This window comes from Vreelandella aquamarina, from assembly GCF_044805175.1.
GTDB classification, from domain to species: domain Bacteria; phylum Pseudomonadota; class Gammaproteobacteria; order Pseudomonadales; family Halomonadaceae; genus Vreelandella; species Vreelandella aquamarina_B.
In genome coordinates, this window is sequence record NZ_CP085232.1 from 1,355,548 (window position 1) to 1,377,132 (window position 21,585).

24 protein-coding genes and 2 tRNA genes are annotated in these 21,585 nt (G+C 54.1%); 17 read left to right on the top strand and 9 right to left on the bottom strand.

From position 1 onward, the window contains the following. Window positions 1–156 precede the first annotated feature (156 nt). Window positions 157–233 (top strand) — tRNA-Val (locus tag LG300_RS06330). A gap of 25 nt (window positions 234–258) precedes the next feature. After that, window positions 259–335 (top strand) — tRNA-Val (locus LG300_RS06335). 99 nt (window positions 336–434) lie between these two features. Here the strand turns inward: LG300_RS06335 and LG300_RS06340 are convergent. The 4 genes from LG300_RS06340 to LG300_RS06355 all read right to left on the bottom strand — a co-directional run bounded on the left by LG300_RS06340 (window position 435) and on the right by LG300_RS06355 (window position 3,570). Then, window positions 435–905: a GAF domain-containing protein gene (locus LG300_RS06340; protein WP_404377552.1), complete on the bottom strand. Its 471-nt coding sequence runs from the start codon at window positions 903–905 to the stop codon at window positions 435–437. Between the two features lie 78 nt (window positions 906–983). Next, window positions 984–1,778: a MetQ/NlpA family ABC transporter substrate-binding protein gene (locus LG300_RS06345; protein WP_404377553.1), complete on the bottom strand. Its 795-nt coding sequence runs from the start codon at window positions 1,776–1,778 to the stop codon at window positions 984–986. A 114-nt stretch (window positions 1,779–1,892) separates the two neighbouring features. Next, entirely contained in the window at window positions 1,893–2,546 is a 654-nt protein-coding gene (locus LG300_RS06350; protein WP_404377554.1) for a methionine ABC transporter permease, read from the bottom strand. Continuing rightward, window positions 2,527–3,570: a methionine ABC transporter ATP-binding protein gene (locus LG300_RS06355; protein ID WP_404377555.1), complete on the bottom strand. Its 1,044-nt coding sequence runs from the start codon at window positions 3,568–3,570 to the stop codon at window positions 2,527–2,529. The genes LG300_RS06350 and LG300_RS06355 overlap by 20 nt, the downstream gene beginning before the upstream one ends. Window positions 3,571–4,032: 462 nt before the next feature. Here LG300_RS06355 and LG300_RS06360 point away from each other — a divergent pair, with 462 nt between their 5' ends. From LG300_RS06360 to LG300_RS06415, 12 genes are all read left to right on the top strand, one after another. Then, entirely contained in the window at window positions 4,033–4,659 is a 627-nt protein-coding gene (locus LG300_RS06360; protein WP_404377556.1) for a riboflavin synthase subunit alpha, read from the top strand. A 196-nt stretch (window positions 4,660–4,855) separates the two neighbouring features. Continuing rightward, window positions 4,856–6,154: an NCS2 family permease gene (locus LG300_RS06365; protein WP_404377557.1), complete on the top strand. Its 1,299-nt coding sequence runs from the start codon at window positions 4,856–4,858 to the stop codon at window positions 6,152–6,154. 34 nt (window positions 6,155–6,188) lie between these two features. After that, a complete protein-coding gene (locus LG300_RS06370; protein ID WP_044628303.1) occupies window positions 6,189–6,734 on the top strand; it encodes an adenine phosphoribosyltransferase in 546 nt (181 codons plus the stop codon). Window positions 6,735–6,740: 6 nt separating this feature from the next. Next, a complete protein-coding gene (gpt, locus tag LG300_RS06375) occupies window positions 6,741–7,220 on the top strand; it encodes a xanthine phosphoribosyltransferase (RefSeq protein ID WP_404377558.1) in 480 nt (159 codons plus the stop codon). A 1-nt stretch (window position 7,221) separates the two neighbouring features. Then, window positions 7,222–7,905: a uracil-DNA glycosylase gene (gene ung / locus LG300_RS06380; protein WP_404377559.1), complete on the top strand. Its 684-nt coding sequence runs from the start codon at window positions 7,222–7,224 to the stop codon at window positions 7,903–7,905. A gap of 97 nt (window positions 7,906–8,002) precedes the next feature. Next, entirely contained in the window at window positions 8,003–8,632 is a 630-nt protein-coding gene (gene upp, locus LG300_RS06385) for a uracil phosphoribosyltransferase (RefSeq protein WP_404377561.1), read from the top strand. An 89-nt stretch (window positions 8,633–8,721) separates the two neighbouring features. Further along, the gene (locus LG300_RS06390) at window positions 8,722–9,951 is read left to right on the top strand and encodes a uracil-xanthine permease family protein (protein WP_404377562.1); all 1,230 of its coding nucleotides are present in this window, start codon (window positions 8,722–8,724) and stop codon (window positions 9,949–9,951) included. 29 nt (window positions 9,952–9,980) lie between these two features. Then, window positions 9,981–10,529, top strand: a complete 549-nt coding sequence (mobB, locus tag LG300_RS06395; RefSeq protein ID WP_404377563.1) for a molybdopterin-guanine dinucleotide biosynthesis protein B — start codon at window positions 9,981–9,983, stop codon at window positions 10,527–10,529. An 18-nt stretch (window positions 10,530–10,547) separates the two neighbouring features. Beyond that, window positions 10,548–11,348: a cyclic pyranopterin monophosphate synthase MoaC gene (moaC, locus tag LG300_RS06400; protein WP_404377564.1), complete on the top strand. Its 801-nt coding sequence runs from the start codon at window positions 10,548–10,550 to the stop codon at window positions 11,346–11,348. Window positions 11,349–11,351: 3 nt separating this feature from the next. After that, a complete protein-coding gene (gene moaE / locus LG300_RS06405) occupies window positions 11,352–11,828 on the top strand; it encodes a molybdopterin synthase catalytic subunit MoaE (RefSeq protein ID WP_404377565.1) in 477 nt (158 codons plus the stop codon). A gap of 133 nt (window positions 11,829–11,961) precedes the next feature. Continuing rightward, a complete protein-coding gene (locus tag LG300_RS06410) occupies window positions 11,962–12,471 on the top strand; it encodes a hypothetical protein (RefSeq protein ID WP_404377566.1) in 510 nt (169 codons plus the stop codon). An 89-nt stretch (window positions 12,472–12,560) separates the two neighbouring features. Beyond that, window positions 12,561–13,613, top strand: a complete 1,053-nt coding sequence (locus LG300_RS06415; RefSeq protein WP_404377567.1) for a diguanylate cyclase domain-containing protein — start codon at window positions 12,561–12,563, stop codon at window positions 13,611–13,613. Window positions 13,614–13,700: 87 nt separating this feature from the next. Here the strand turns inward: LG300_RS06415 and LG300_RS06420 are convergent, their stop codons facing one another. Then, window positions 13,701–14,294, bottom strand: a complete 594-nt coding sequence (locus LG300_RS06420) for a lytic transglycosylase domain-containing protein (RefSeq protein WP_404377568.1) — start codon at window positions 14,292–14,294, stop codon at window positions 13,701–13,703. Between the two features lie 24 nt (window positions 14,295–14,318). Further along, window positions 14,319–16,052: a proline--tRNA ligase gene (locus tag LG300_RS06425; RefSeq protein WP_404377569.1), complete on the bottom strand. Its 1,734-nt coding sequence runs from the start codon at window positions 16,050–16,052 to the stop codon at window positions 14,319–14,321. Window positions 16,053–16,304: 252 nt separating this feature from the next. Between LG300_RS06425 and LG300_RS06430 the strand changes: the two genes are divergently transcribed. Then, window positions 16,305–16,739 (top strand): hypothetical protein, encoded by a 435-nt coding sequence (locus tag LG300_RS06430; RefSeq protein WP_404377570.1) that lies wholly within the window; start codon window positions 16,305–16,307, stop codon window positions 16,737–16,739. 15 nt (window positions 16,740–16,754) lie between these two features. Here LG300_RS06430 and nfo read toward each other — a convergent pair whose 3' ends face one another. Together nfo and LG300_RS06440 are read right to left on the bottom strand one after the other, a co-directional pair. Continuing rightward, window positions 16,755–17,615, bottom strand: coding sequence for a deoxyribonuclease IV (gene nfo / locus LG300_RS06435; protein WP_404377571.1), 861 nt, complete (start codon window positions 17,613–17,615; stop codon window positions 16,755–16,757). 19 nt (window positions 17,616–17,634) lie between these two features. Continuing rightward, entirely contained in the window at window positions 17,635–18,411 is a 777-nt protein-coding gene (locus LG300_RS06440) for a glycerophosphoryl diester phosphodiesterase (protein ID WP_404377572.1), read from the bottom strand. 222 nt (window positions 18,412–18,633) lie between these two features. Here LG300_RS06440 and LG300_RS06445 point away from each other — a divergent pair, with 222 nt between their 5' ends. After that, complete coding sequence (locus LG300_RS06445) at window positions 18,634–19,611, top strand: NADPH:quinone reductase (protein ID WP_404377573.1); 978 nt, start codon at window positions 18,634–18,636, stop codon at window positions 19,609–19,611. Between the two features lie 20 nt (window positions 19,612–19,631). On the opposite strand, the gene LG300_RS06450 is transcribed toward LG300_RS06445, so the two are convergent. Next, on the bottom strand, window positions 19,632–20,528 hold the full coding sequence (locus LG300_RS06450; RefSeq protein WP_404377574.1) for a MurR/RpiR family transcriptional regulator: 897 nt from the start codon (window positions 20,526–20,528) through the stop codon (window positions 19,632–19,634). Between the two features lie 199 nt (window positions 20,529–20,727). On the opposite strand from LG300_RS06450, the gene LG300_RS06455 reads away from it, so the two are divergent. After that, window positions 20,728–21,537 (top strand): enoyl-CoA hydratase/isomerase family protein, encoded by an 810-nt coding sequence (locus LG300_RS06455; RefSeq protein ID WP_404377575.1) that lies wholly within the window; start codon window positions 20,728–20,730, stop codon window positions 21,535–21,537. Window positions 21,538–21,585: the final 48 nt, after the last annotated feature.

The following is a 21,585-nucleotide window of genomic DNA, read 5'->3' on the forward strand; positions in this document are numbered from 1 at the left end:
GTCACTGTTTACCTATGTGCAGCTTAGCCCCTAGGTTTGATAAGTGTCGATATTATTCATAACAACAGATGAAATAGGCTCGTTGGTAGGGAGTGGGGAGTAAAAACTACTTGCAATTCAGCTATGAAGCCGTAGAATACGCATCCGTTGCACAGCAGGACCATAGCTCAGTTGGTTAGAGCGCCACGTTGACATCGTGGAGGTCGGCGGTTCAAATCCGCCTGGTCCTACCAAGTTTTTTGCGTGCATCCCCTTTTTAGGACCATAGCTCAGTTGGTTAGAGCGCCACGTTGACATCGTGGAGGTCGGCGGTTCAAATCCGCCTGGTCCTACCAGTTTCTTAAAGCCCCGCTCAGTGAGCGGGGCTTTTTCTTGTCTGCCCTATTTTTCGGAGCTAGTTTTCGGGGCTAGTTTTCGGAACGAGGCGCGCACCGTTAAATAAAGCGGGGGAGGTCTGTTTGGCGTACAAACATTGCAACGAGCGCCTCGATACCCGCTTGATCTTCCTGGCTAAAACGGGCGTGCTGTGGGCTATCGATATCCAGAACGCCCCATACAGTACCATCCAGCAAAATCGGCACTACCAGTTCTGAACGCGAATCTGCATCGCAGGCAATATGGTCAGCAACGGCGTGCACGTCGTCGATACGCTGGGTAGCCTGCTCCCGAGCTGCTGCCCCACATACGCCTTTGCTAAACGGAATCGGGTGGCAAGCGGGTTTGCCCTGGAATGGCCCTAAGCAGAGCAGCTTTGGCTCCCGCTGCAGATAAAAACCGACCCAATTCAATTCGCCCAGCGCCTGCTGAATAAAAGCGCAGGTTTGCGCGCTGTTGGTCAGCCAGTCGCGGGTATCCAGTAATGCTTCCAGTTGACGGTTTAACAGCGTGTAATCGGTGGTCGACATACCCTCTCCTTTGATGGGAAACGCATCAGGCCAGCCTCCCGGCTGGCCTGATAATACGTAAGCGAGCGGTGGGGAGGATTACTCTTCGATCCAGCCCGGTACTGCTGCACCCTTGAACAGCTCTTCGGCTTTTTCAATCACTTCATCACGCTGGTAGGCGTCTACTAACTGGCGAATCTCTTCGCGGTCTTCATCGCCACCGCGCACGACAATCAGGTTAACGTAGGGTGATTCAGGGCCCTCTTTGATCAGCGCGTCATCCAAACTTAGGCCTGCTGGCTGGGCAAAGGTATTGTTAATGAAAGCCATGTCTACGTCGGGAAGAACGCGAGGTAGCTGAGCTGCCTCAATTTCACGGAAGCGGAAATCGCGGGGATTTTCAGCAATATCTAACGGCGTCGCTTCCAGGAAAGTGGGGTCGTTCAGCGTGATGAGGCCTTCGTTGTGCATCAAAATGAGTGCGCGCCCTTCGTTAGAGGGGTCGTTAGGCAGTGCGATTTGTGCGCCATCTGGCAACTCATCAATGCTGTCGTACTTTTCAGAGTAAGCACCGATAGGATAAACGAAGGTGTAGCCTGCTACGGCAAAGTCATAGCCACGGTCGTTAACCATTGCCTGCATGTAGGGCTCGTGCTGATAGGCATTAGCATCTAGGCTGCCGTCAGCCAGCGCAGCGTTAGGCGTGACGTAATCGGTGAACTCAATGATTTCGACGTTCAGGTCGTACTCTTCTTTGGCAATACGGGCGGCCACTTCCATGACTTCGGTTTCAGGGCCTGCCACGGTACCCATCTTAATCGTGCGGGTTTCCGCATTAGCAACGTTAATAGCCAGAGCGAGGGCGGTCAGGCTGCCAATAATGACTTTTTGCATGTCGTTACTCCCAGTGTCGTTGTGAATCATGGTGCAATGATGCGGTAATAAGAGACGTAAGTCTAATGCGTTTTGGTTATATTTGGCTATGCCGATGAAAGGCGTGGCCTATGACTATTTTCGGTCGCTTTTACGTACTAAATAGTCACCCAGGCTTTGGAACCCTTGTACCAACACCACCAAAATCACCACAGTAATCAGCATAATGGTCGGGTTGAAGCGGTTATAGCCGTAGCGTATGCCTAAGTCACCCAGGCCACCGCCGCCTACTGCGCCCGCCATGGCAGAGTAGCTCACCAGCGTGACTAAAGTGATGGTAAGCCCGGTGATAATGCCGCCGCGGGCCTCGGGAATCAGCACCTTGGTAATGATCTGCCAAGGGGTGGCGCCCATGGACTGCGCCGACTCAATCAGGCCGGGCGATATCTCATTGAGTGCCCCTTCAATCAAGCGGGCAACGAACGGTATGGCTGCAATGGTGAGCGGTACAGAGGCAGCGTTGATACCGATCGACGTGCCCACCAGCATACGGGTGAAAGGGATGATGGCGACCATTAGGATGATGAAGGGAATCGAACGGCCAATATTGGTAATAATGCCGAGTACATGGTTGAGTGCAGGCATCGCCAATATTTGCCGCGGACGGGTCACGTAGAGCATCACGCCTAGCGGCAGGCCAAGTAGTGTGGCAATCACGCCAGATACTGCCACCATATACAGCGTATCCAGCGTGGCTTGTAAAATAAGATTAAACATTGCGCTGGACATGGCCGAGTACCTCCACCTGTAGTTGATGCGCTTCTAAATAGGACATGGCTTGCTGCGTCTGCTCATGGTTACCGAGCAGTTCGGCAATCATCAGGCCGAGAGTGCGATCCTGAATAGACTCTACCTTTGCCTGCAAAATGCTCACATCGACGCTGCACTCTCGAGCCAGGCGAGAAATCAGTGGAGTAGATACGGCGTCGCCTGAGAAAGTCAGCCGCACCACTGGGTGGGTATGCTCGCCGGGTGCATCTTGCAAGCGTTCCAGCAACTCTTTTGGTGGGCTCAGCTGCAAAAAGTCGTTCAAAAAGTCGCGGCCAAGCTGCGTTGCTGGCGCGGTAAAGAAGTCACCAACTTCAGCATCTTCTACCAGCTTCCCGTCGGAAATCAGGCTCACCCGATGGCAAATCGACTTCACCACTTCCATTTCGTGAGTAATAAGCAGAATGGTAATGCCCAGCTGATGGTTGATATCCCTGAGTAGTTCAAGAATAGAACTGGTGGTTTGCGGGTCGAGAGCGGAGGTTGCCTCGTCGCACAGCAGTACGTTGGGTTTGCTGGCTAGGGCGCGGGCAATGGCAACACGCTGTTTCTGGCCGCCAGAGAGTTGTGCAGGGTACTGCTTTGCCTTGTCTGCTAGGCCCACCATATCAAGTAATGGCAGCACGCGATCCTTAATGGCGCTGCGTTTTTCGCCCATCAGTTCCAAGGGAAGGGCGATATTGTCAAATACGGTGCGGGTAGTTAGCAGGTTGAAGTGTTGAAAAATCATGCCGATACGGTGACGAGCATGGTTAAGTTCACTGCGGCTTAGCGCTGTCATCTCTTGACCATCAACCAAAACGCTGCCGCTAGTGGGGCGCTCAAGTAGGTTAACGCAGCGAATAAGCGTTGACTTGCCCGCGCCGGACAGGCCAATAACGCCATGTATGGCGCCTTTAGGAACCGTTAAATTAACATTCTGAAGGGCGTGAACGGCTTTTTCGCCGCTGCCATAGGTTTTACTAACGTTGCTAAGTTCAATCATAGCGTCTGCCTTAATGGTAGGCCGGAGACGGAGTGCGAGGGAGCAAGCGTAGGGCGGGAAATAAAAAAAGGCCACCCTTGCGGGTGGCCATCAACGCTGGACACACCCTTTTAGCTGCACTTCACCCCGCCAATGGCCAGGTGGACGCCCGCAATCTGGGTACAAATCGGCGTCATTACATTTGCGGCGAAAGTCTAAAGATCGGCGAGTGTCTTGTCAATTAAATCCGTTCGATTTTATGTTTAAGAGCAAATGTGCAGGGTTATTTGCTTTTTTTAGATATTTTTATGGATTTTATTTCTGTGTGAAGGGGTGTTTGTTGCTTGCTGGCAGCAAAAAACCATGAGCGACAGTAAGGTCGCTAGCCACTGGCTGCACAAGGCCGGGTTATTTAGTAGTAAGCTTGCGCGAGCTTTGTGGCCTACGCCACCCGACTAACCTGAGATTGAAAAGGAAGGGCCTATGTTTACAGGCATTGTTCAAGGTATTGCTGAAGTCATTGAGGTGCACGAGCTGGAGGAGTTCCGCACCCATGTAGTTGCCCTGCCGGAGAGTATGCGTAACGGGCTAGAGATTGGCGCTTCCGTCGCGCATAACGGCGTTTGTCTTACGGTAACGGCGATTGAGGGTGAGCGAGTTAGCTTCGACTTAATGCGTGAAACACTTAGATTGACCAATCTTGGTGCAATTAAGCCAGGGCAATGTGTCAACATAGAGCGTGCAGCGCGTTTTGGTGATGAGATTGGTGGGCATTCCATGTCGGGCCACATTATTTGTATGGCCAAGGTCGTCGCTATTGAAGAAGCACCCAATAACCGCCGGCTTTGGTTTGCTCTGCCGGAGAGGGTGGCCAAGTTTGTGTTTGAAAAAGGCTACATTGGTGTAGATGGCATTAGCCTGACCGTGGGGGATGTACGCCTATCTGCGGATGGGGAGGGCGTTGAATTTAGTGTTAACCTCATCCCTGAAACACTATCACGCACCATGCTGGGCAGCCGCTTGGTGGGTGATTGGGTCAATATTGAGATTGATCCACAAACCCAAGTGATCGTTGAAACTGTGGAAAGGGTGCTGGCAAGTCGTCGGTAGGGAAGGTTTTGGCTATTTGTTGACCGATTGGTTAGCTTGTGGCCTGAAGTTTGCTAATGATTTAGGTATGAGGTTCATCCTCAACTTAGCCAGCCGCACTGAAGGTACTCGCATCACGTGGTGCCTTTCGGTAGTATGTGCGGCTTTTCTCGCACCAAGGGACGCATGCAGCGTAAGCGCGAAGGATAAAAACTACATGAAATTTCTGGACAACTACTTCAAGCTCACTGAGCAGAAGACCAATGTAAAAACCGAAGTGATCGCTGGGGTCACGACGTTTCTTACGATGGCCTACATCATCTTCGTCAACCCGAGCATTCTCTCGGAAGCGGGGATGGATTATGGCGCCGTGTTTGTCGCTACGTGTTTGGCAGCGGCTATTGGTTGTTTTGTCATGGGGTTATGGGCCAACTACCCAATCGCTCAGGCGCCGGGTATGGGTTTGAACGCCTTCTTTACTTATGGCGTGGTATTGGGAATGGGCTACACCTGGGAAGCAGCGTTAGGCGCCGTCTTCTTCTCTGGCTTGACCTTCTTCCTGCTGAGTATCTTCAAAATTCGCGAGTGGATCATCAACTCTATCCCACTCTCTTTGCGCTTGGGCATCGCTGCGGGTATTGGCCTTTTCCTCGCTATGATCGCATTGAAGAACGCCGGTATTGTGGTGGCTAACCCGGCTACCTTCGTATCACTTGGCGATCTGTCTGAGCCGGCGCCGCTTTACGCATTGCTGGGCTTCTTTGTGATTACTGCACTGGCCTACCTACGTGTTACCGGTGCTGTGATGATTGGCATTATCGGCGTCACGGTGCTAGCCATGGTGTTTGGCCATAATCAGTACGGCGGTATTATGTCGATGCCGCCCTCTATTGCACCGACGTTCATGGCAATGGACTTGATGGGCGCGCTGGATGTGGCCATGCTGAGCGTCATCTTCGCGTTCTTATTTGTCGACCTGTTTGATACGTCCGGTACGCTGGTAGGTGTTGCCCACCGTGGCAAGCTCTTGGATGAGAACGGAAAACTACCGCGCATTGGTCGTGCCATGATGGCCGACAGTACTGCTTCTATGGCGGGCGCAGCGCTGGGTACTTCCACTACCACAAGCTATATCGAATCAACCGCAGGTATTGTATCCGGCGGGCGTACAGGTCTTACGGCCGTTGTGGTAGGCGTACTGTTCTTAATCAGCCTGTTCTTTGCGCCGCTAGCCGGCTCTATTCCAGCTTACGCCACTGCGGGAGCGCTACTGTATGTAGCGGTACTGATGGCGGGTAGCTTGGCACATGCCAACTGGGAAGACCCCACTGATGCTGCTCCGGTACTCATTGCTGCTCTGGCCATGCCGTTGACCTTCTCTATTGCGGAAGGTATTGCGCTGGGCTTTATCAGCTATGTGGCGATTAAAACGTTGTCGGGCCGTTTTGCGGACCTAAACCCGGCAGTCGTTGTACTAGCGCTGCTATTTGCGGCGAAATTTTTATTCCTGGGTTAATTACCCAACCTTTGACTAATCAATGAGAGACGCGATGAGCATCTACGGCGATTACATTAAGTCCGTTATTCGCACGGTTCCTGACTGGCCAGAGCAGGGGGTCAACTTTCGTGACATTACCCCACTGCTGCAGAACAGCGCTGCCTTTCGTAAGCTGATTGATAGCTTCGTGCACCGCTACCAGGAAATGAACTTGGATGCCATCGCGGCCATTGACGCCCGTGGCTTTATTATCGGCGCGCCGCTGGCGTATGAATTGGGTTGCAGTTTTGTGCCAGTGCGCAAAAAGGGCAAGCTGCCGTTTAAAACCATCAGCGAAACCTACACGCTGGAGTATGGTCACTCGGAAGTCGAGCTACATGCTGATGCGTTCCAAGAAGGCGATCGCATCCTATTAATGGATGATCTGATTGCCACTGGCGGCACCATGCTGGCAGCGGCGAACTTAATCCAGCGTTGTGGTGGGCAGGTAGTGGAAACCGCTACTATTATTGACCTACCCGAACTGGGTGGCTCTCAGAAAATTCGCGATGCGGGCTATAGTGTATTCGCGGTCTGTTCCTTTAACGAAGACGAGTAACGCCCCATGAGCAGCGAACGCTACCATCAACACTTCACTGTCTCTTGGGACCAAATTCACCGTGATGTGCGCCAACTTTGCCACCTTCTCATTGAGCGCGACTTTAAAGGGATTGTGGCGATTACCCGCGGCGGCTTGATTCCGGCTGCGCTGATTGCCCGCGAACTTAATATTCGCCTCATAGATACCGTGTGCATCAAAAGCTATGATCACATGGATCAAGGTGGCTTAGATATTATGAAAGGGGTAGAACACGACGGTGACGGATGGCTGCTGGTGGATGACCTCGTCGATACCGGTAAAACAGCTCGCGCCGTGCGCGAAATGCTCCCTAAAGCGCATTTTGTAACGATTTACGCTAAGCCAGAAGGGCGACCTCTGGTGGATCAATACCTGACTGAAGTGGCTCAACACTGCTGGATTCAATTCCCTTGGGATATGGGTATTGCCTATGTTGAGCCCCTCGCGGACCAAATGAAGAAGTAATATGGCTAATCCGCTACCCGATGACTGGAGCCAGTGGCTGGGTCAAGAGTTTCAGGCTGACTATATGTCAGCCTTAAAAGCTTTTTTGGCTGAAGAGAAAACGGCTAAGAAGGTGATCTATCCGCACTCTTCCAACTGGTTTCGGGCTTTTGAGTTAACGCCGCTTTCATCGGTGAAAGTAGTGATTCTGGGGCAGGACCCTTACCACGGTCCGAACCAGGCGCACGGGCTCTGTTTCTCAGTGCAGCCTGGCGTTCCGGTACCACCGTCGCTTGCCAATATCTACAAAGAGTTGGCGAGCGACGTTGGGTTTATACCGGTGAATCATGGGTTCCTAGAGTCATGGGCTAAGCAGGGTGTGCTGCTACTGAATACCGCTCTTACTGTGGAGCGGGGCAACGCAGCCTCGCATCGTGGTAAAGGTTGGGAGCACTTCACTGATCGAGCTATTGAGGTTGTGAGTCGTCATGCTGGCCCTTGTGCCTTTTTGCTGTGGGGTAGCCATGCTCGTCAGAAAAAAGCATTGATCGATACCAACCGCCATCTGGTGCTCGAGTCTCCGCATCCGTCACCGTTGTCGGCGCATCGCGGCTTCTTCGGCAACCACCACTTTTCAAGGGCGAACCAGTTCTTGCAGGAGCAAGGGCGTACACCAATTGAGTGGCAATTGCCTGAAACCCCTTAACCTAATGGTCAGTTGCGGGTAGAATGGCGCGCAATTTTGTAAGCTTGTCGATGCGACCTAGGTCGCCATCTCGTATCCCCTGCTGTGAGGAAGTCCCATGAGTGTCTACGCCATTAACCATCCGCTTGTTCAACATAAGCTGGGACTGATGCGCGAAGCTGATTTGAGCACCAAGAGCTTTCGTGAACTGGCAGGTGAAGTGGCTAAGCTTCTGACCTACGAAGCGACCAAAGGTCTGGAGCTGGAAGATCATGAGATTCAAGGCTGGAACGGCGAGCCCATTGCGACCCGTCGTTTGAAAGGCAAGAAGGTTACTATTGTACCTATCCTGCGTGCAGGGTTAGGTATGCTGGAAGGCGTAACAGATTTAATTCCCAGCGCGCGGGTGAGCGTTGTTGGCCTTTACCGGGATGAGGAAACGCTTCAGCCGGTGCCATACTTCGCTAAATTCGCCAACGATATCGAAGAGCGGATGGCAATTGTTATCGATCCGATGCTAGCAACTGGCGGTTCGATGGTTGCAACGCTGGATATGCTGCGCGAGCGTGGCTGTGAACATATGAAAGTGATTGTCTTGGTTGCTGCCCCTGAAGGGATTAAACGGGTGCAAGAAGCTTATCCCGATGTAGAAATTTACACGGCGTCGGTAGATGAGCGACTCGACGAAAATGGCTATATCGTGCCCGGTTTGGGAGATGCCGGCGATAAGATTTTCGGAACGCGCTAAGCGCTCTGTCCTATGAGGCCCCTCACGCTTTGCGTTGGGGGCATTTTTTTGCCTCCGTTATTAATAACAGACCCTTCAGGAGTGGTGTAATGACAAATAGTGCTGGACAAGAGTCTTGGCCTAAAATGCTGTTAACCGGCGCACAAATGCTGTTTGTGGCGTTTGGTGCGCTTGTGTTGGTGCCTCTATTAACGGGGCTGGACCCCAGCGTGGCGCTATTTACCGCAGGGCTTGGAACGCTGGTGTTTCACGGTGTCACTAAGCAAACCGTGCCGGTATTTTTGGCCTCTTCCTTTGCATTTATTGCCCCTATTCAAGGCTCCATCGCTAGCTTTGGCGTGTCGGCGACGCTGGGGGGGCTGATGGCTGCAGGCCTTGTCTATGTCGCTATCTCCCAGGCGGTGCGTTTAAAGGGAACGGCGTGGTTACACCGCTTGCTGCCTGCAGTCGTGGTGGGGCCGGTGATTATGGTGATTGGTTTGGCATTAGCGCCGGTAGCGGTCAGCATGGCAACTGGAGAGACGAGCGATCATATTGGCTATGGGCAGGCGATTTTTCTCTCCATGGCCAGCCTGTTGGTAACGCTGATACTCGCAGTGTTTGGCCGTGGTATTTTGCGTTTAGTACCGATTATGGGCGGTATTGCCACCGGTTATGCGTTAGCGCTTATTATGGGTGTGATCGACTTTACCCCGGTGCGTGAGGCAGCCTGGCTCTCTCTCCCTAATTTTACTGCGCCAAGTTTCCACTGGGCAGCCATCCTATTTATGATCCCGGTAGCGATCGCACCCGCCGTTGAACACATTGGCGATATGGTGGCGATTGGCTCGGTAACGCGTAAAAACTATTTAGAAAAGCCGGGTTTACACCGCACCCTGCTTGGTGATGGTTTAGCAACGACGGCGGCAGCCCTATTCGGCGGCCCACCCAATACCACTTATTCTGAAGTTACCGGGGCTGTCACGCTGACCAAAGCGTTTAATCCGAAATATATGGTCGTAGCGGCGGTTATCGCGATTATCTTGGCATTTGTCGGTAAGTTAGGGGCGCTGCTGCAGACCATTCCAGGCCCGGTAATGGGCGGCATTATGACGCTGCTATTCGGCTCCATTGCCGTGGTGGGGATGAATACCCTGGTGCGGGCGGGTCAGTCACTGACCGCAGCGCGCAACTTGGTCGTTGTGTCACTAATTTTGGTGTTTGGTATTGGTGGTATGCAATTTGGCGGCGGGCAGTTCACCCTACAGGGTGTTAGCTTAGCTGCTTTAGTCGGCATTGCGTTAAACTGGTTACTGCCTGCAGAAAAAGAGGGTGAGTAATTTTTAAGGCCGCTGGTAAAAGGTGATTTATGAGTGATGCCCTGCGCTACCCGTTCCCCGTGCTTGGCGTGGCTGCTTGGAGTGGTACTGGCAAAACAACGCTACTTGAGCAGCTGCTGCCGCTGCTGCGTGAAAAGGGGCTCTCGGTGGCGGTCATTAAACATGCCCACCATCAGTTTGACGTAGACCAGCCCGGTAAAGACAGTTACAAGCTGCGTAGCGCCGGGGCAGCGCCTATGCTGATTGCATCCCGTCAGCGCTATGCGCTGATGCAAGAGACTCCAGGGCAGGATGAGCCTGACCTGGATAGTTTGCTTGCGCTGATGGTGCCCCATCACCCTGATTTGGTGATTGTTGAAGGTTTCAAGGCATGGCCTATCCCTAAACTGGTGCTTTACCGGGAGGGGGTGGGGGATCCTGCGATTTTGAACGATGACTGGGCGCAGGCCGTCGCACTTACAGGTGAATCGCCTATACCGCTTGCACCCACGATGACGCGCTTGGATTTAAACAGTAGTGAAGAGATTGCTCGCTGGGTAACCGAGTGGGCTGACCAACAGTGCCGCACTCTGGCTTGATGATGAAAAGGTGACACTATGCAGCTAACCCACCTGAACGCGCACGGCGAAGCGAATATGGTTGACGTCGGCGATAAGCGTGAAACCCGCCGTGAGGCTGTTGCCTCCGGGCGAATTGTAATGCAGCCCAACACTCTCCAGCTATTGAGTGATGGCGCGTTGCCCAAAGGGGATGTGCTGGCAACGGCACGCATTGCGGGTATCCAAGCCGCTAAGCGGACCCATGAACTGATCCCTCTGTGCCACTCACTAGCGCTCTCTAAAGTGGCGGTGGATTTCGAGATTGACCATGAGAATAGCTGGGTGAACGTATCGGCGATGTGTCGCCTGAACGGTCGCACTGGTGTTGAGATGGAAGCGCTCACGGCTGTCTCGGTGGCTTGCTTGACGCTTTACGATATGTGTAAAGCCGTTGATAAAGAGATGCGTATTGAAGCGGTGCAGCTCGACAGCAAACAAGGCGGAGTGCGTGGTGACTACCAGCGTGAGCGCGAAGCGGTGACACCTATTGTTACTGGCGAGGGTGTCGCTGGTGAGGTGAGTCTGGGTGAGCGCTGCGCATCACCCTGCGTGCGCGTCAAGTTTTTAGCTGAACTACGTGAGCGGGTAGGTGAGAGCGATTTGGCCATTGGGTTGGATAAGCTACCAAGCCGCGATGTGGCCGGGCTAAAAGCAGCACTAAGTGCACAAGATACGCGTTTTTCTGTGCTGTCTGATCAGCGGACCCTATGCGCCATTAATCAGGTGATGGCCAATGATAGCGCGCGTATTACCGATGACGACGAGGTAGCCTTCTTCCCACCAGTGACTGGGGGGTAAGTCATGACTTCAGAGGAACTCTCTTCAGCGGATATCGCAGTTGAAGTCCAGGTCGCGCCGTTTTCCATGGCCTATGGCTATGAGAGTGTGCTGCGCCAGCGCACCGACATTGGCGCGGTCGTGACGTTTACCGGGTTGGTGCGGGATTTTAACGAGACGCCCGACGTGACGGGATTAACACTTGAGCACTACCCGGGAATGACCGAGCGCACGTTGACACAGATTGCCGAGCAGGCTTGGCAGCGCTGGTCGTTGCAGGCGGTGCGGGTGATTCATCGCGTGGGCGACTTATCGCCGGGGGATCCTATCGTCCGGGTGTTGGTAGCAAGTGCGCACCGCCGTGATGCGTTTGAGGCCTGTGATTTCATTATGGATTACTTAAAAACTCAGGCACCGTTTTGGAAAAAAGAGCACTCCAAGCAGGGGGCATACTGGGTCAAAGAGCGCGATACCGACCAGCAGGATGCTGCTCGTTGGTAAGTTTTGCTACTTAATTAGGAGAAGCTGCCTTAAAAAGATCTGTGTCATAGCCGTTGAAGAGCGTTCGCAGTTATGCTTTGGTAAGGTGCTTTAATCAAATTAAGTATCAAACCACATTAGGGTATTAACGACTATGAATGCTGTTTTTGCTAGCGGGCGGGTGCTCTGGTGCCGTGAGGTGTTAAAAAAATCAGGCGTTGTTCTATCCTTTATCATGATGGGTTGGCTGCCGGCTAAAGCAGATGCTCAGGCTTTAAGCCTGATTAATGGTGAGTCAACATACAAGATAGCGCTCAGTGATCTTCGTGATCAATCTAATACTACGTTTACGGTGTTCGACCCTTACCAGGGGCGTGACGTTGAAATGAGCGGTATGCCGTTTCGGGACTTTTTAATTGAGCACTTTGGTGAGGTGCCGCCCACTCTGCACTTTACGGCATGGGATGACTATGAAGTGAGTCTAGGAGGGTGGGATGATCCAACGTGGTATTTGGTGACTTTTGAAGATGGTGAGCCGCTAACCCTGCGCTCCCGAGGGCCAATTCGCTTGGTTGAGCGCGAGTACTCTGGCCGTGATGTGGATAATCTGCGTGATTTCAACGACTGGATCTGGATGATTCGCAGTATTGAGGCACAATGGTGAATGCCAATCTTCCTAATAAGCCGTTGGTGTCATCGGGTTTACGACGACGTGGTAGGCGGCGTTATGTAACTTGGTTAACGCTAAGCCTCATGAGCTTTGTTGGTCTCATGGTGCTCATCGTATACGAAGCGCGCTGGGTTTACCCGGAGATACAGGCCTACTTTAGCCAAACCGGCAGTTTGACTGGCCAGCAATTAGCAACCCGCGCGCGTGAGTACATACAACGTGCCCAAGAAGAACTGCTGGTGGCTTCCCCGTCAATGGAGCTAAGTGAGGTGCGTCATTCGTTGGACTTGGCATACGGCCTGTTTGATGTGGCCATTTATCATCAAACCTACGCCTGCACCGCACCAAGCTTGGCGCTGCTAGATGAGCTTACGGCGCTTATTGACAATCAACAAATTACCCCTTTCGATGCGGCTCATGCACTTTTTATTCCTATAGAGTGTTTGACCCATATCGAAATGGATCAGCTTGATCGCCGTGGTGCGGTGATTAACCAATTTTCCGAAAGTACGCGCTGGTACAACCAAGTGTTGACCTACGCTAGTTTGCTGATTTTCGCTTTAGGTCTGCTGTTTGGGGCCATGCATGAGCGCCAACTGCGGCGTGCCGAACGGGCAACCGCCGAAAAGTTTGCCTGGATGGCCCGTGCTATGCGCGACCCGTTGACGGGCATTGGCAATCGCAGCGCACTCCACCAGGATGTAGCTGCTCATAATGGCCGCTCCATGGGTTTAATCCTGGTCGATATCGATTTTTTTAAGCAGTACAACGATACCTTAGGTCACCCTGAAGGGGACCGTTTGCTGCGTCAACTGGCGAATTTGCTTGAAGATGCTTTAGGGCCAGAAGCAACGCTATATCGTCTTGGGGGAGATGAGTTCGCGGCACTATTACCGTGTTCAAGCGACCAAGCGTTATCCCAGTTCTGTGAAGCCTTGCAAATAGGGTTAGAAGAGGCGCAGTGTCCGCATCCAGCACACCCAGATAATAAAAATGTCACGTTAAGTATTGGTGCGGTGCGCTTTGTGGCAGAGGCAACGCCGTTTGCGGCAGCTTATGAAGCGGCCGACAAAGCGCTTTATCAAGTGAAAACCGCTGGGCGTGATGGCTGGCAAGTCATGGCAAGCGCATCATAACGACTTAACACATGTAAGCGTAACGAGGTGCGTTCCCGGAGTGCTTAGGTCGTCAGGGTGGGAGCCGTATGGCACGTCTTTATGTTCTTATCGCCAGTGGTCGCGCCACGCCTTTAAGACTCGCTCTGGGTACCAGGTTTTCCCAAGGCTACCATTGTAGCGGGCCAGAGCGCGGGTAAAGTCGCCGCGTTCGACAGCAAGGTAGTGGGCTAAAATCGTGCAGCCATAGCGTAAGTTACGGTTTGGCTCGGTGAGATCGTCCATAGGCAGGCCAAGTTCTTCTACCCAAAACGGCATGATCTGCATTAAGCCTACTGCACCGGCAGACGAGATAGCATCAGCATCAAAAGCGCTCTCTACCTGAATCAAGGCAAGTATCAGCTCGGGGGGTAGGCCGGCCAATTTAGCCTCTTGATAGAGCCGGGTTAAGAGAGTTCGGCGCTGTTCTGGCTCAGCAATAAATCGTGAGAGTGGCGCATCCATACGGCTGCGCCACTGCTGTAACTGCCACTGATGGTAGGGCGTTTGCTGATAAGCGCCTTCTAGAGTTGGGCGCAGCGGAGGTTCCGCTGCGCTTTGTGCCAGTGGAGCTGCAGCTAGTAAGCTCCCTGCTAGCAACCAACGATTAACACTCTTCAAACGTAGGCTGTTCAACGTTACGCTCTGCAAACGTCGCCACATCCTCCTTCGCGACATGTGCACCGGTCACTTTGCGTTAATAAGGCCTACCTGCTCACGCAAAAAGTCGACGATTGTCTCGGCAGGAATCATGGTGGCTTCGCTGTCGCGACGGCCTTTGTATTCTAACTCGCCGTTGTCTAGGCCACGGTCTCCGATCACTAAGCGGTGGGGAATACCCATCAGTTCTAGATCGGCAAACTTTACGCCGGGGCGCGTATCGCGGTCATCCAGCAGCACGTCTAAGCCTGCCGCCGTTAAGGTTTGATAAAGGCGCTCGGACTCTTCGCGTACCCGCTGTGACTTGTGGGCATTCATCGGCACCAAGGCCACCTGGAACGGGGCAATAGCGTTTGGCCAAATAATGCCAGCTTCGTCGTGGTTTTGCTCAATTGCTGCCGCCACAACGCGGGTCACACCAATGCCATAGCAACCCATCCACGGATGACTGGTTTTACCGTTGTCGCCCAGTACGGTGGCATTCATGGCCTCAGAGTACTTCTTGCCCAGCTGGAAAACGTGGCCGACTTCAATGCCGCGCTTAATCGAGAGCGTGCCTTTACCATCAGGTGAAGGGTCGCCTTCTACAACGTTGCGCAAGTCAGCGACCTGCGGCAGGGCGGCATCGCGTTCCCAGTTAATGCCGAAGTAGTGCTTGCCATCAATGTTAGCGCCCGCGCCAAAGTCGCTCATCAGGGCAACGCTGCGGTCAATGATCATTGGCATATTCAGGTTTACAGGGCCAAGTGAACCGGGGCCAGCACCAACGATGGCGCGAATTTCTTCTTCGCTAGCCATGGTGAGGGGTGCTTTTACTTCGGGCAAGTTTTCCGCTTTTACTTCATTGAGCTCGTGGTCACCGCGCACCAGTAAGGCAATCAGACCGCCTTCTGCCGCATGCACCATCAACGTTTTTACGGTTTTCTCGATAGGCAGTTTGAACTGCTCCACGAGGGCCGCGATGGTCTTGGCATCTGGTGTATCGACTAAGCGCATCTCTTCGTTGGGAGTAGCACGCTCAGGGTTGCTGCCTAGCGGGGCGGGCAGGGCTTCGGCTTTCTCGATGTTGGCGGCGTAATCGGATTCATTGGAGAAGACAATGTCGTCTTCACCTGAGTCGGCCAATACATGGAACTCATGGGAGCCAGTGCCGCCAATTGAGCCGTTGTCGGCAATGACCGGGCGGAAGTCGAGGCCCAAGCGGGTAAAGATGCGGGAATAGGCATCGTACATAGCTTGATAGGTCTCTTTAAGAGACGCTTCGTCCAGGTGGAAGGAGTAAGCATCCTTCATAATAAACTCGCGCGAACGCATGACGCCAAAACGCGGGCGAATCTCATCACGGAATTTGGTTTGGATCTGATAGAAGTTAACTGGCAGCTGCTTGTAGCTGGCGATCTCTTTACGTACCAGGTCGGTGATCACTTCCTCATGGGTAGGGCCAACGCAGTAGTCGCGCTCATGGCGGTCCTTTAAGCGCAGCAGCTCGGGGCCGTATTGCTCCCAGCGGCCGGACTCTTGCCACAGGTCGGCGGGTTGAACGGCAGGCATCAGCACCTCCTGGGCGCCGGCGCGGTTCATCTCTTCGCGTACGATGGCTTCCACTTTGCGCAGGGTGCGTAGCCCCAGAGGCAGCCAGGTGTAAAGGCCCGAGGTTAAACGACGGATCATCCCGGCGCGCAGCATTAGCTGGTGGCTGATGACTTCAGCGTCGGCCGGGGTTTCTTTTAATGTCGCAATCAATAATTGGCTGGCGCGCATGGGCGTGAGCATTCCTTGGTTGTAGGGGTGATGCTGAATCGTTGAGTTAAATGTAGCGCTTAATTTAGCGTTGAATTCGGCATTGTACGGCTAAGCGAGTAAGGCGGCAAAATCCTATGCAGGCAGCCAAGCGTTTACCGGTCTTAATGTGTGCTAGAATCGCCCTGTTTTGTGATTCGGTAGCCGTTAATCTGACCATAATAAGCACGACGGCCTTGGCTATCGGTACGTTAAGATTTTGAGGGAACCTCCATGCAGCAAACAGTTCGCCGTTGGTTAACGGGGGCCATTGTAGGTGTCTCCATTGTGGCATTAAGCGGTTGCGGTACGATGTTTTATCCCGAGCGTAAGGGGCAGCTAAGTGGGCAGGTAGACCCAGTCGTTGCTATTGCCAATGGCGTGGGCTTACTGTTCTTTATCGTTCCTGGCGTGATTGCCTACGCCGTAGATTTTTCTAATGGCACCATTTACCTACCCAGCGCAAGTAGCGCATCGGTGGATATTCACCACTTAGACGACACGACGGACGTGGCCTCCTTAGAGAAGTTGCTGTCAGATAAAGCAGGCCAGCCGGTGAGCTTGGAAAGCGAGCTACTGGTAATTGAGGAGGTCGACAGCCTGGATGAGGCGCTAGCCATGGTGCGGATGTCTGGCGTGTTGGATGAAGAGCGCTTAGCGACTATGTAAGCGCTACGATGTTATTTACTCCTTACCAGGGGCGTCCGGTGCTTGCGCGCGTAGCCAGTTAATCTCGTCGGCCCAAATGGCGGGTTCGATGGTCTCAAGGATCATCGGTATCCCATTGATGCGCTCGTCCTGCATGATGACGGTAAAGGCAGTTAATCCGATATTGCCTTTACCCAAGCTGTGGTGGCGGTCAACGCGGCTGGCAAAGGTGCTTTTAGCGTCGTTGAGGTGCATCCCCCGTAAGTACTCAAACCCCACCACGCTGCCTAGCTCGTCCAGGGTAGCTTGGGTGGCTTCGCGGGTGCGTAGATCGTACCCGGCAGCGAAGGCATGGCAAGTATCGATACACACGCCCACGCGGGTTTTATCCTCCACTTGATCGATAATCTCGGCCAGGTGCTCAAAGCGCCAGCCGAGGTTAGTGCCTTGGCCTGCGGTATTCTCGATCACTGCGGTAACGCCTCGGGTTTGGGATAACGCTTCATTGATCGAGTCGGCAATGCGTGACAAGCAATCGGCTTCGCTGATTTTGTTCAGGTGGCTGCCGGGGTGGAAGTTGAGCAGCGTCAGCCCTAGCTGCTCACAGCGCTGCATCTCATCCAAAAACGCCGCGCGAGACTTGGCCAGCCCCTCGGCCTCCGGATGGCCCAGGTTAATCAGATAACTATCGTGAGGCAGGATCTGCCCAGGGCCAAAGCCGTGAGTTTGGCAGGCTTGCTTGAAGGCCGCGATAGCCTCGTCAGTCAGCGGTTTACCCTTCCACTGACGTTGATTTTTGGTGAACAGAGCAAACGCCGTTGCACCGATCTCGACAGCGCGCAAGACGGCTTGGTCGGCGCCGCCTGCTGCGCTAACGTGAGCGCCAATATAGTTCATTATTCCCCTTAAAGGCCGGTTAAGCGGGTTGGCCCGCGCGTTGGCGGTTTTCCAAATAGCGCCGGAAGGCAGCGGGCTCATCGGTAATGGCACTGGCAACGCCCCAGCGCCACCGGCTCTCGAAGGCACTGGGGTCATTGGCGGTGTAGCAGAGTATTTTATAGCCATCGCGGCACATGGCGGCAGCCTGTGTCTGCTTCAGACGTGGCCAGTGCGGGTGAATGCTAAACGCCTCCACCGCTTCGCACTGCTCGCGCCAGTTTTTCGGTAGACTGCCAAACAGTGTGCCTAACGCTAGGGCCTCTTTAGGCGCGTGTTGGCGACAGTGGGCCAGGGCAACTGAGTCGAACGACGAGATAATTAGCCGCTCGGGGGGAAGGGCAGCCAGAACAGCAGGCAGCACCGCATCCACCAAGCGGATGGGGTCACGGCCTTTATGGACCTTGATCTCCAGGTTAACGCCCATGTCCAGTTCGTTTAGCAGGGCGAGCATAGCCTCCAGGCTGGCCATTTTTTCCCCCGCGAAGCGGTCGCCAAACCAGCTTCCTGCATCAAACTGCTGGGCTTGCTGCCAGGTGAGGTTGGCAAGCTCGCCGCGACCATCCGAGCAGCGGCTGACGTCTCCGTCATGCCAGATTACTGGGGTCTCATCTTTGAGTAACTGTACATCTAGTTCTACCCAGGTAGCGCCTGCTTGGTGGGCGGCGCGTACCGCTGCCAAGGTGTTTTCAGGTGCAGCCGCTGAGTAGCCGCGATGGGCGATGAGCGTCGGTACAGAGATTGCTGGATGGGTCATAGCCACTCCGTTTAGTGGTCACCGATAAGCCATGTTCAACACATTTTCGCCAAGTCTAGCATGGGTGCGTGACAGCGGTGTGTCGGCCTAGCAGGCTAATGGCTTGATTTAAGATGCACAACGCGGTTGGATAGCGGCACGACGCTATGTTGGGAATAGGTGCTATGCCTCACGCTATGTCCCATCATGCTAAAGCCAATAACGAATAACAGGAGTCTTTTCATGGCTAAACGCATCCAGTTTTCGACGACCGGTGGCTCAGAGGTCCTGGAGTGGGTGGATGTTGAACCTACTGCCCCCGCTGCCGGTGAAGTACGCATCGCTAATAAAGCGGTGGGGCTTAATTTCATCGATATCTACTTCCGCACGGGGCTGTATCCTGCGCCCGCTATGCCATCAGGGCTAGGCACCGAAGGCGCAGGTATTGTGGATGCCGTAGGTGAGGGCGTCACGCATCTTAAGGTGGGTGATCGTGTGGCCTATGCCCAAGGCCCGCTGGGTGCTTATGCGGAGCTGCATACGCTGCCCGCCGCTAAAGTCGTGAAACTGCCGGACTTTATCGATTTTGAAACCGCCGCCGCCAGTATGCTGAAAGGCTTAACGGTGCAGTACCTGCTGCGCCAAACCCACGAGCTTAAGGGCGGTGAAACGATTCTGTTTCATGCGGCGGCGGGTGGCGTTGGCTCGATTGCCTGCCAGTGGGCCAAGGCGCTGGGCGTGAAGCTAATTGGCACGGTCAGCTCCCAGGAAAAAGCCGACCTAGCGATAGCCAACGGCGCGTGGGCCACCATCAACTACACCGAAGAGAACGTGGTGGAGCGGGTGCGTGAGCTGACCAATGGCGAAATGTGCGACGTGGTGTACGACTCGGTGGGTAAAGACACCTGGGAAATCTCGCTGAATTGCCTCAAACCTCGCTCGTTGATGGTGAGCTTTGGCAACGCCTCCGGCCCTGTCGATGGCGTGAATATCGGCATCCTGAACCAGAAAGGCTCGCTGTTTGTGACCCGCCCCAGCCTGAACGGCTACGCCGATACCCGCGAGCGCCTGGAGATGATGTGCGAGGACTTTTTCTCCATGATCGAGAGCGGCAAGATCCGCATCGATGTCGCCAACCGCTATCCGCTGCAAGACGCCGGTAAAGCCCAGGATGCCCTGCAGGGCCGCAAAACCACCGGTTCTACGATTCTGTTGCCGTAACGCTTACTCTATATCGACACTTACTCTATATCGACATAAGCACCCAGACGGCGCATTCGGCTCTCAAAGCTTGCCACGTTATCGACAAGCTGGTCAGGGCCGAATGCCACGCACTCCGCCAGAATCGCTTCGCTTAAGGTAATCGCCGCCAGCAACGATGGGAAAAAGTGTGGCGTGGCGTTGGCAACGGTAAACGTCACGCTGGCCCCTGGCACCAGCGGCGAGCGCAGCGTATCGGTAATCACGATGGCTTGAACACCGTTAGCGCGGGTAATTTCCAGCGCTTTCACCGTCTCGGCGCAGTAGGGCTCGAAACCAAACGCGACTACCACATCCTGCTCGTTAAACGGGGCCAACTCGGTTAACAGGCCCCCCTCCTGGCCGCGAATGAGCGTCACTTCCGGCATCGCAATGCGCCCTACATAGGCAAAGTGATAAGCGCAGGCAAACGTATCGCGAAACCCCACCACCGCCACCTTTTGCGCCGCCAGAATGCGCTCGGCGGCCTCTTTCACTCGCGCTTGGTTATCTGCAGTAAACAGCCTGCCAATATTGTCGAAGGCGGCGTCGCCCACCTCCGCAAACAGTGCCTCTTCTGGGTTTCGGTTGTGGTGCTTCAGTTGGCTGGCGCGGCCAGATAGCTCCACCGGTACCGCTTGCACCGCCGATTGAAACACCTCCCGAAACTGCTCGTAGCTCTCAAACTCAAGGCGCTTGGCAAGCCGCACCAGGGTGGAGGGCGTTACCGACGCTGCGTGGGCGGTTTTGCGAATTGATTGAAACGCCATCTCCACGGGATGTTCCAGCACATAGCTGGCGGCCCGCTTGAGCTGTGGGCTAAGCGCCGCGTAGCTCTCGGCAAGCTGCTGGTTAATGCTGTCCAGGCTGGCAGCGGCGCTATTGGCGTTGTCAGGCATGGCACCCTCTTTCATCAAAGTAAAACATTTGTGCCAATGATAAATGTTTTTGCTACAGATGTATTGACGGCTTTGCGGTGGATCCCCTATTGTTCGCAAAACACATTTGTTTCTTTATTATTTTTTTATAGAAACATTTGTTTCTTTTGACTCGTAGCAGTCCACAGCACTACCCCTTTTGGAGGTTGGAAAAAGCACCATGTCCGTCAACGCCACTGCGCTGCCCAACTATGAAACCCTGCTGGTTTCACTGGACGCCCACGTGCTGACCGTGCGATTGAATCGCCCGGAACGCCTAAATGCCGTCATTGAAATGCTCTATCAAGAGCTGCTGGATGCTCTACGGCTAGCGCAGCAGTCCCCCCAGGTAAGGGCGGTGGTGCTGACCGGCGAGGGGCGCGCTTTTTGTGTTGGTGCCGATATGAAGGCCCACGGCAGTGCCTCACGCACGCTGTTTCAGCGCCGGGCGTACTTGCAGCTAGGCAATGATGTATGCGAGGCCATCACCAAACTCAGTAAGCCGGTGGTGGCAGCGGTTAACGGCTATGCGCTAGGGGCGGGGGCGGAAATGGCGGTCTCCTGTGATTTGATCGTGATGGCGGAGGACGCGCAGATTGGCTTTCCGGAAACCAGCATTGGCACCTGCGTGGGGGGTGGCGTCTCAAAACTGCTGCCTCAACTAGTAGGACTTACCCAGGCCCGCCGCTTGCTCTATCTAGGCGACAAAATTAATGGTTCAGAAGCCGCCAAGATCGGCTTGGCGCTGGCCAGCTACCCCCAAGCGCAGCTGATGGCGGAAGCCCACGCCCTTGCCGAGCGGCTTGCCAAGCAGGCGCCGGTCTCTATGGCGATGCTCAAGCCGCTGGTCAATCGCAGCGCCCATACCAGTATGGAGAGCCAGCTGCAGCAGGAGCTGGATGCGGTGTTTACCTGTTCCACCACCGAGGATTGGCAAGAGGGGGTTGATGCCTTTGCCGAGCGGCGCACGCCGAACTTTCAGGGCCAATGAATGTGGGCTTAACCCTTAGGCATGAGTTCTGAATCAATCCCTCGCGCA

Bases quoted from the DNA above. Each gene is read 5' to 3' on its own strand.
- LG300_RS06340 (WP_404377552.1), bottom strand. From the start codon at position 905: ATGTCGACCACCGATTACACGCTGTTAAACCGTCAACTGGAAGCATTA.
- LG300_RS06345 (WP_404377553.1), bottom strand. From the start codon at position 1,778: ATGCAAAAAGTCATTATTGGCAGCCTGACCGCCCTCGCTCTGGCTATT.
- LG300_RS06350 (WP_404377554.1), bottom strand. From the start codon at position 2,546: ATGTCCAGCGCAATGTTTAATCTTATTTTACAAGCCACGCTGGATACG.
- LG300_RS06355 (WP_404377555.1), bottom strand. From the start codon at position 3,570: ATGATTGAACTTAGCAACGTTAGTAAAACCTATGGCAGCGGCGAAAAA.
- LG300_RS06360 (WP_404377556.1), top strand. From the start codon at position 4,033: ATGTTTACAGGCATTGTTCAAGGTATTGCTGAAGTCATTGAGGTGCAC.
- LG300_RS06365 (WP_404377557.1), top strand. From the start codon at position 4,856: ATGAAATTTCTGGACAACTACTTCAAGCTCACTGAGCAGAAGACCAAT.
- LG300_RS06370 (WP_044628303.1), top strand. From the start codon at position 6,189: ATGAGCATCTACGGCGATTACATTAAGTCCGTTATTCGCACGGTTCCT.
- gpt (WP_404377558.1), top strand. From the start codon at position 6,741: ATGAGCAGCGAACGCTACCATCAACACTTCACTGTCTCTTGGGACCAA.
- ung (WP_404377559.1), top strand. From the start codon at position 7,222: ATGGCTAATCCGCTACCCGATGACTGGAGCCAGTGGCTGGGTCAAGAG.
- upp (WP_404377561.1), top strand. From the start codon at position 8,003: ATGAGTGTCTACGCCATTAACCATCCGCTTGTTCAACATAAGCTGGGA.
- LG300_RS06390 (WP_404377562.1), top strand. From the start codon at position 8,722: ATGACAAATAGTGCTGGACAAGAGTCTTGGCCTAAAATGCTGTTAACC.
- mobB (WP_404377563.1), top strand. From the start codon at position 9,981: ATGAGTGATGCCCTGCGCTACCCGTTCCCCGTGCTTGGCGTGGCTGCT.
- moaC (WP_404377564.1), top strand. From the start codon at position 10,548: ATGCAGCTAACCCACCTGAACGCGCACGGCGAAGCGAATATGGTTGAC.
- moaE (WP_404377565.1), top strand. From the start codon at position 11,352: ATGACTTCAGAGGAACTCTCTTCAGCGGATATCGCAGTTGAAGTCCAG.
- LG300_RS06410 (WP_404377566.1), top strand. From the start codon at position 11,962: ATGAATGCTGTTTTTGCTAGCGGGCGGGTGCTCTGGTGCCGTGAGGTG.
- LG300_RS06415 (WP_404377567.1), top strand. From the start codon at position 12,561: ATGAGCTTTGTTGGTCTCATGGTGCTCATCGTATACGAAGCGCGCTGG.
- LG300_RS06420 (WP_404377568.1), bottom strand. From the start codon at position 14,294: ATGTGGCGACGTTTGCAGAGCGTAACGTTGAACAGCCTACGTTTGAAG.
- LG300_RS06425 (WP_404377569.1), bottom strand. From the start codon at position 16,052: ATGCGCGCCAGCCAATTATTGATTGCGACATTAAAAGAAACCCCGGCC.
- LG300_RS06430 (WP_404377570.1), top strand. From the start codon at position 16,305: ATGCAGCAAACAGTTCGCCGTTGGTTAACGGGGGCCATTGTAGGTGTC.
- nfo (WP_404377571.1), bottom strand. From the start codon at position 17,615: ATGAACTATATTGGCGCTCACGTTAGCGCAGCAGGCGGCGCCGACCAA.
- LG300_RS06440 (WP_404377572.1), bottom strand. From the start codon at position 18,411: ATGACCCATCCAGCAATCTCTGTACCGACGCTCATCGCCCATCGCGGC.
- LG300_RS06445 (WP_404377573.1), top strand. From the start codon at position 18,634: ATGGCTAAACGCATCCAGTTTTCGACGACCGGTGGCTCAGAGGTCCTG.
- LG300_RS06450 (WP_404377574.1), bottom strand. From the start codon at position 20,528: ATGCCTGACAACGCCAATAGCGCCGCTGCCAGCCTGGACAGCATTAAC.
- LG300_RS06455 (WP_404377575.1), top strand. From the start codon at position 20,728: ATGTCCGTCAACGCCACTGCGCTGCCCAACTATGAAACCCTGCTGGTT.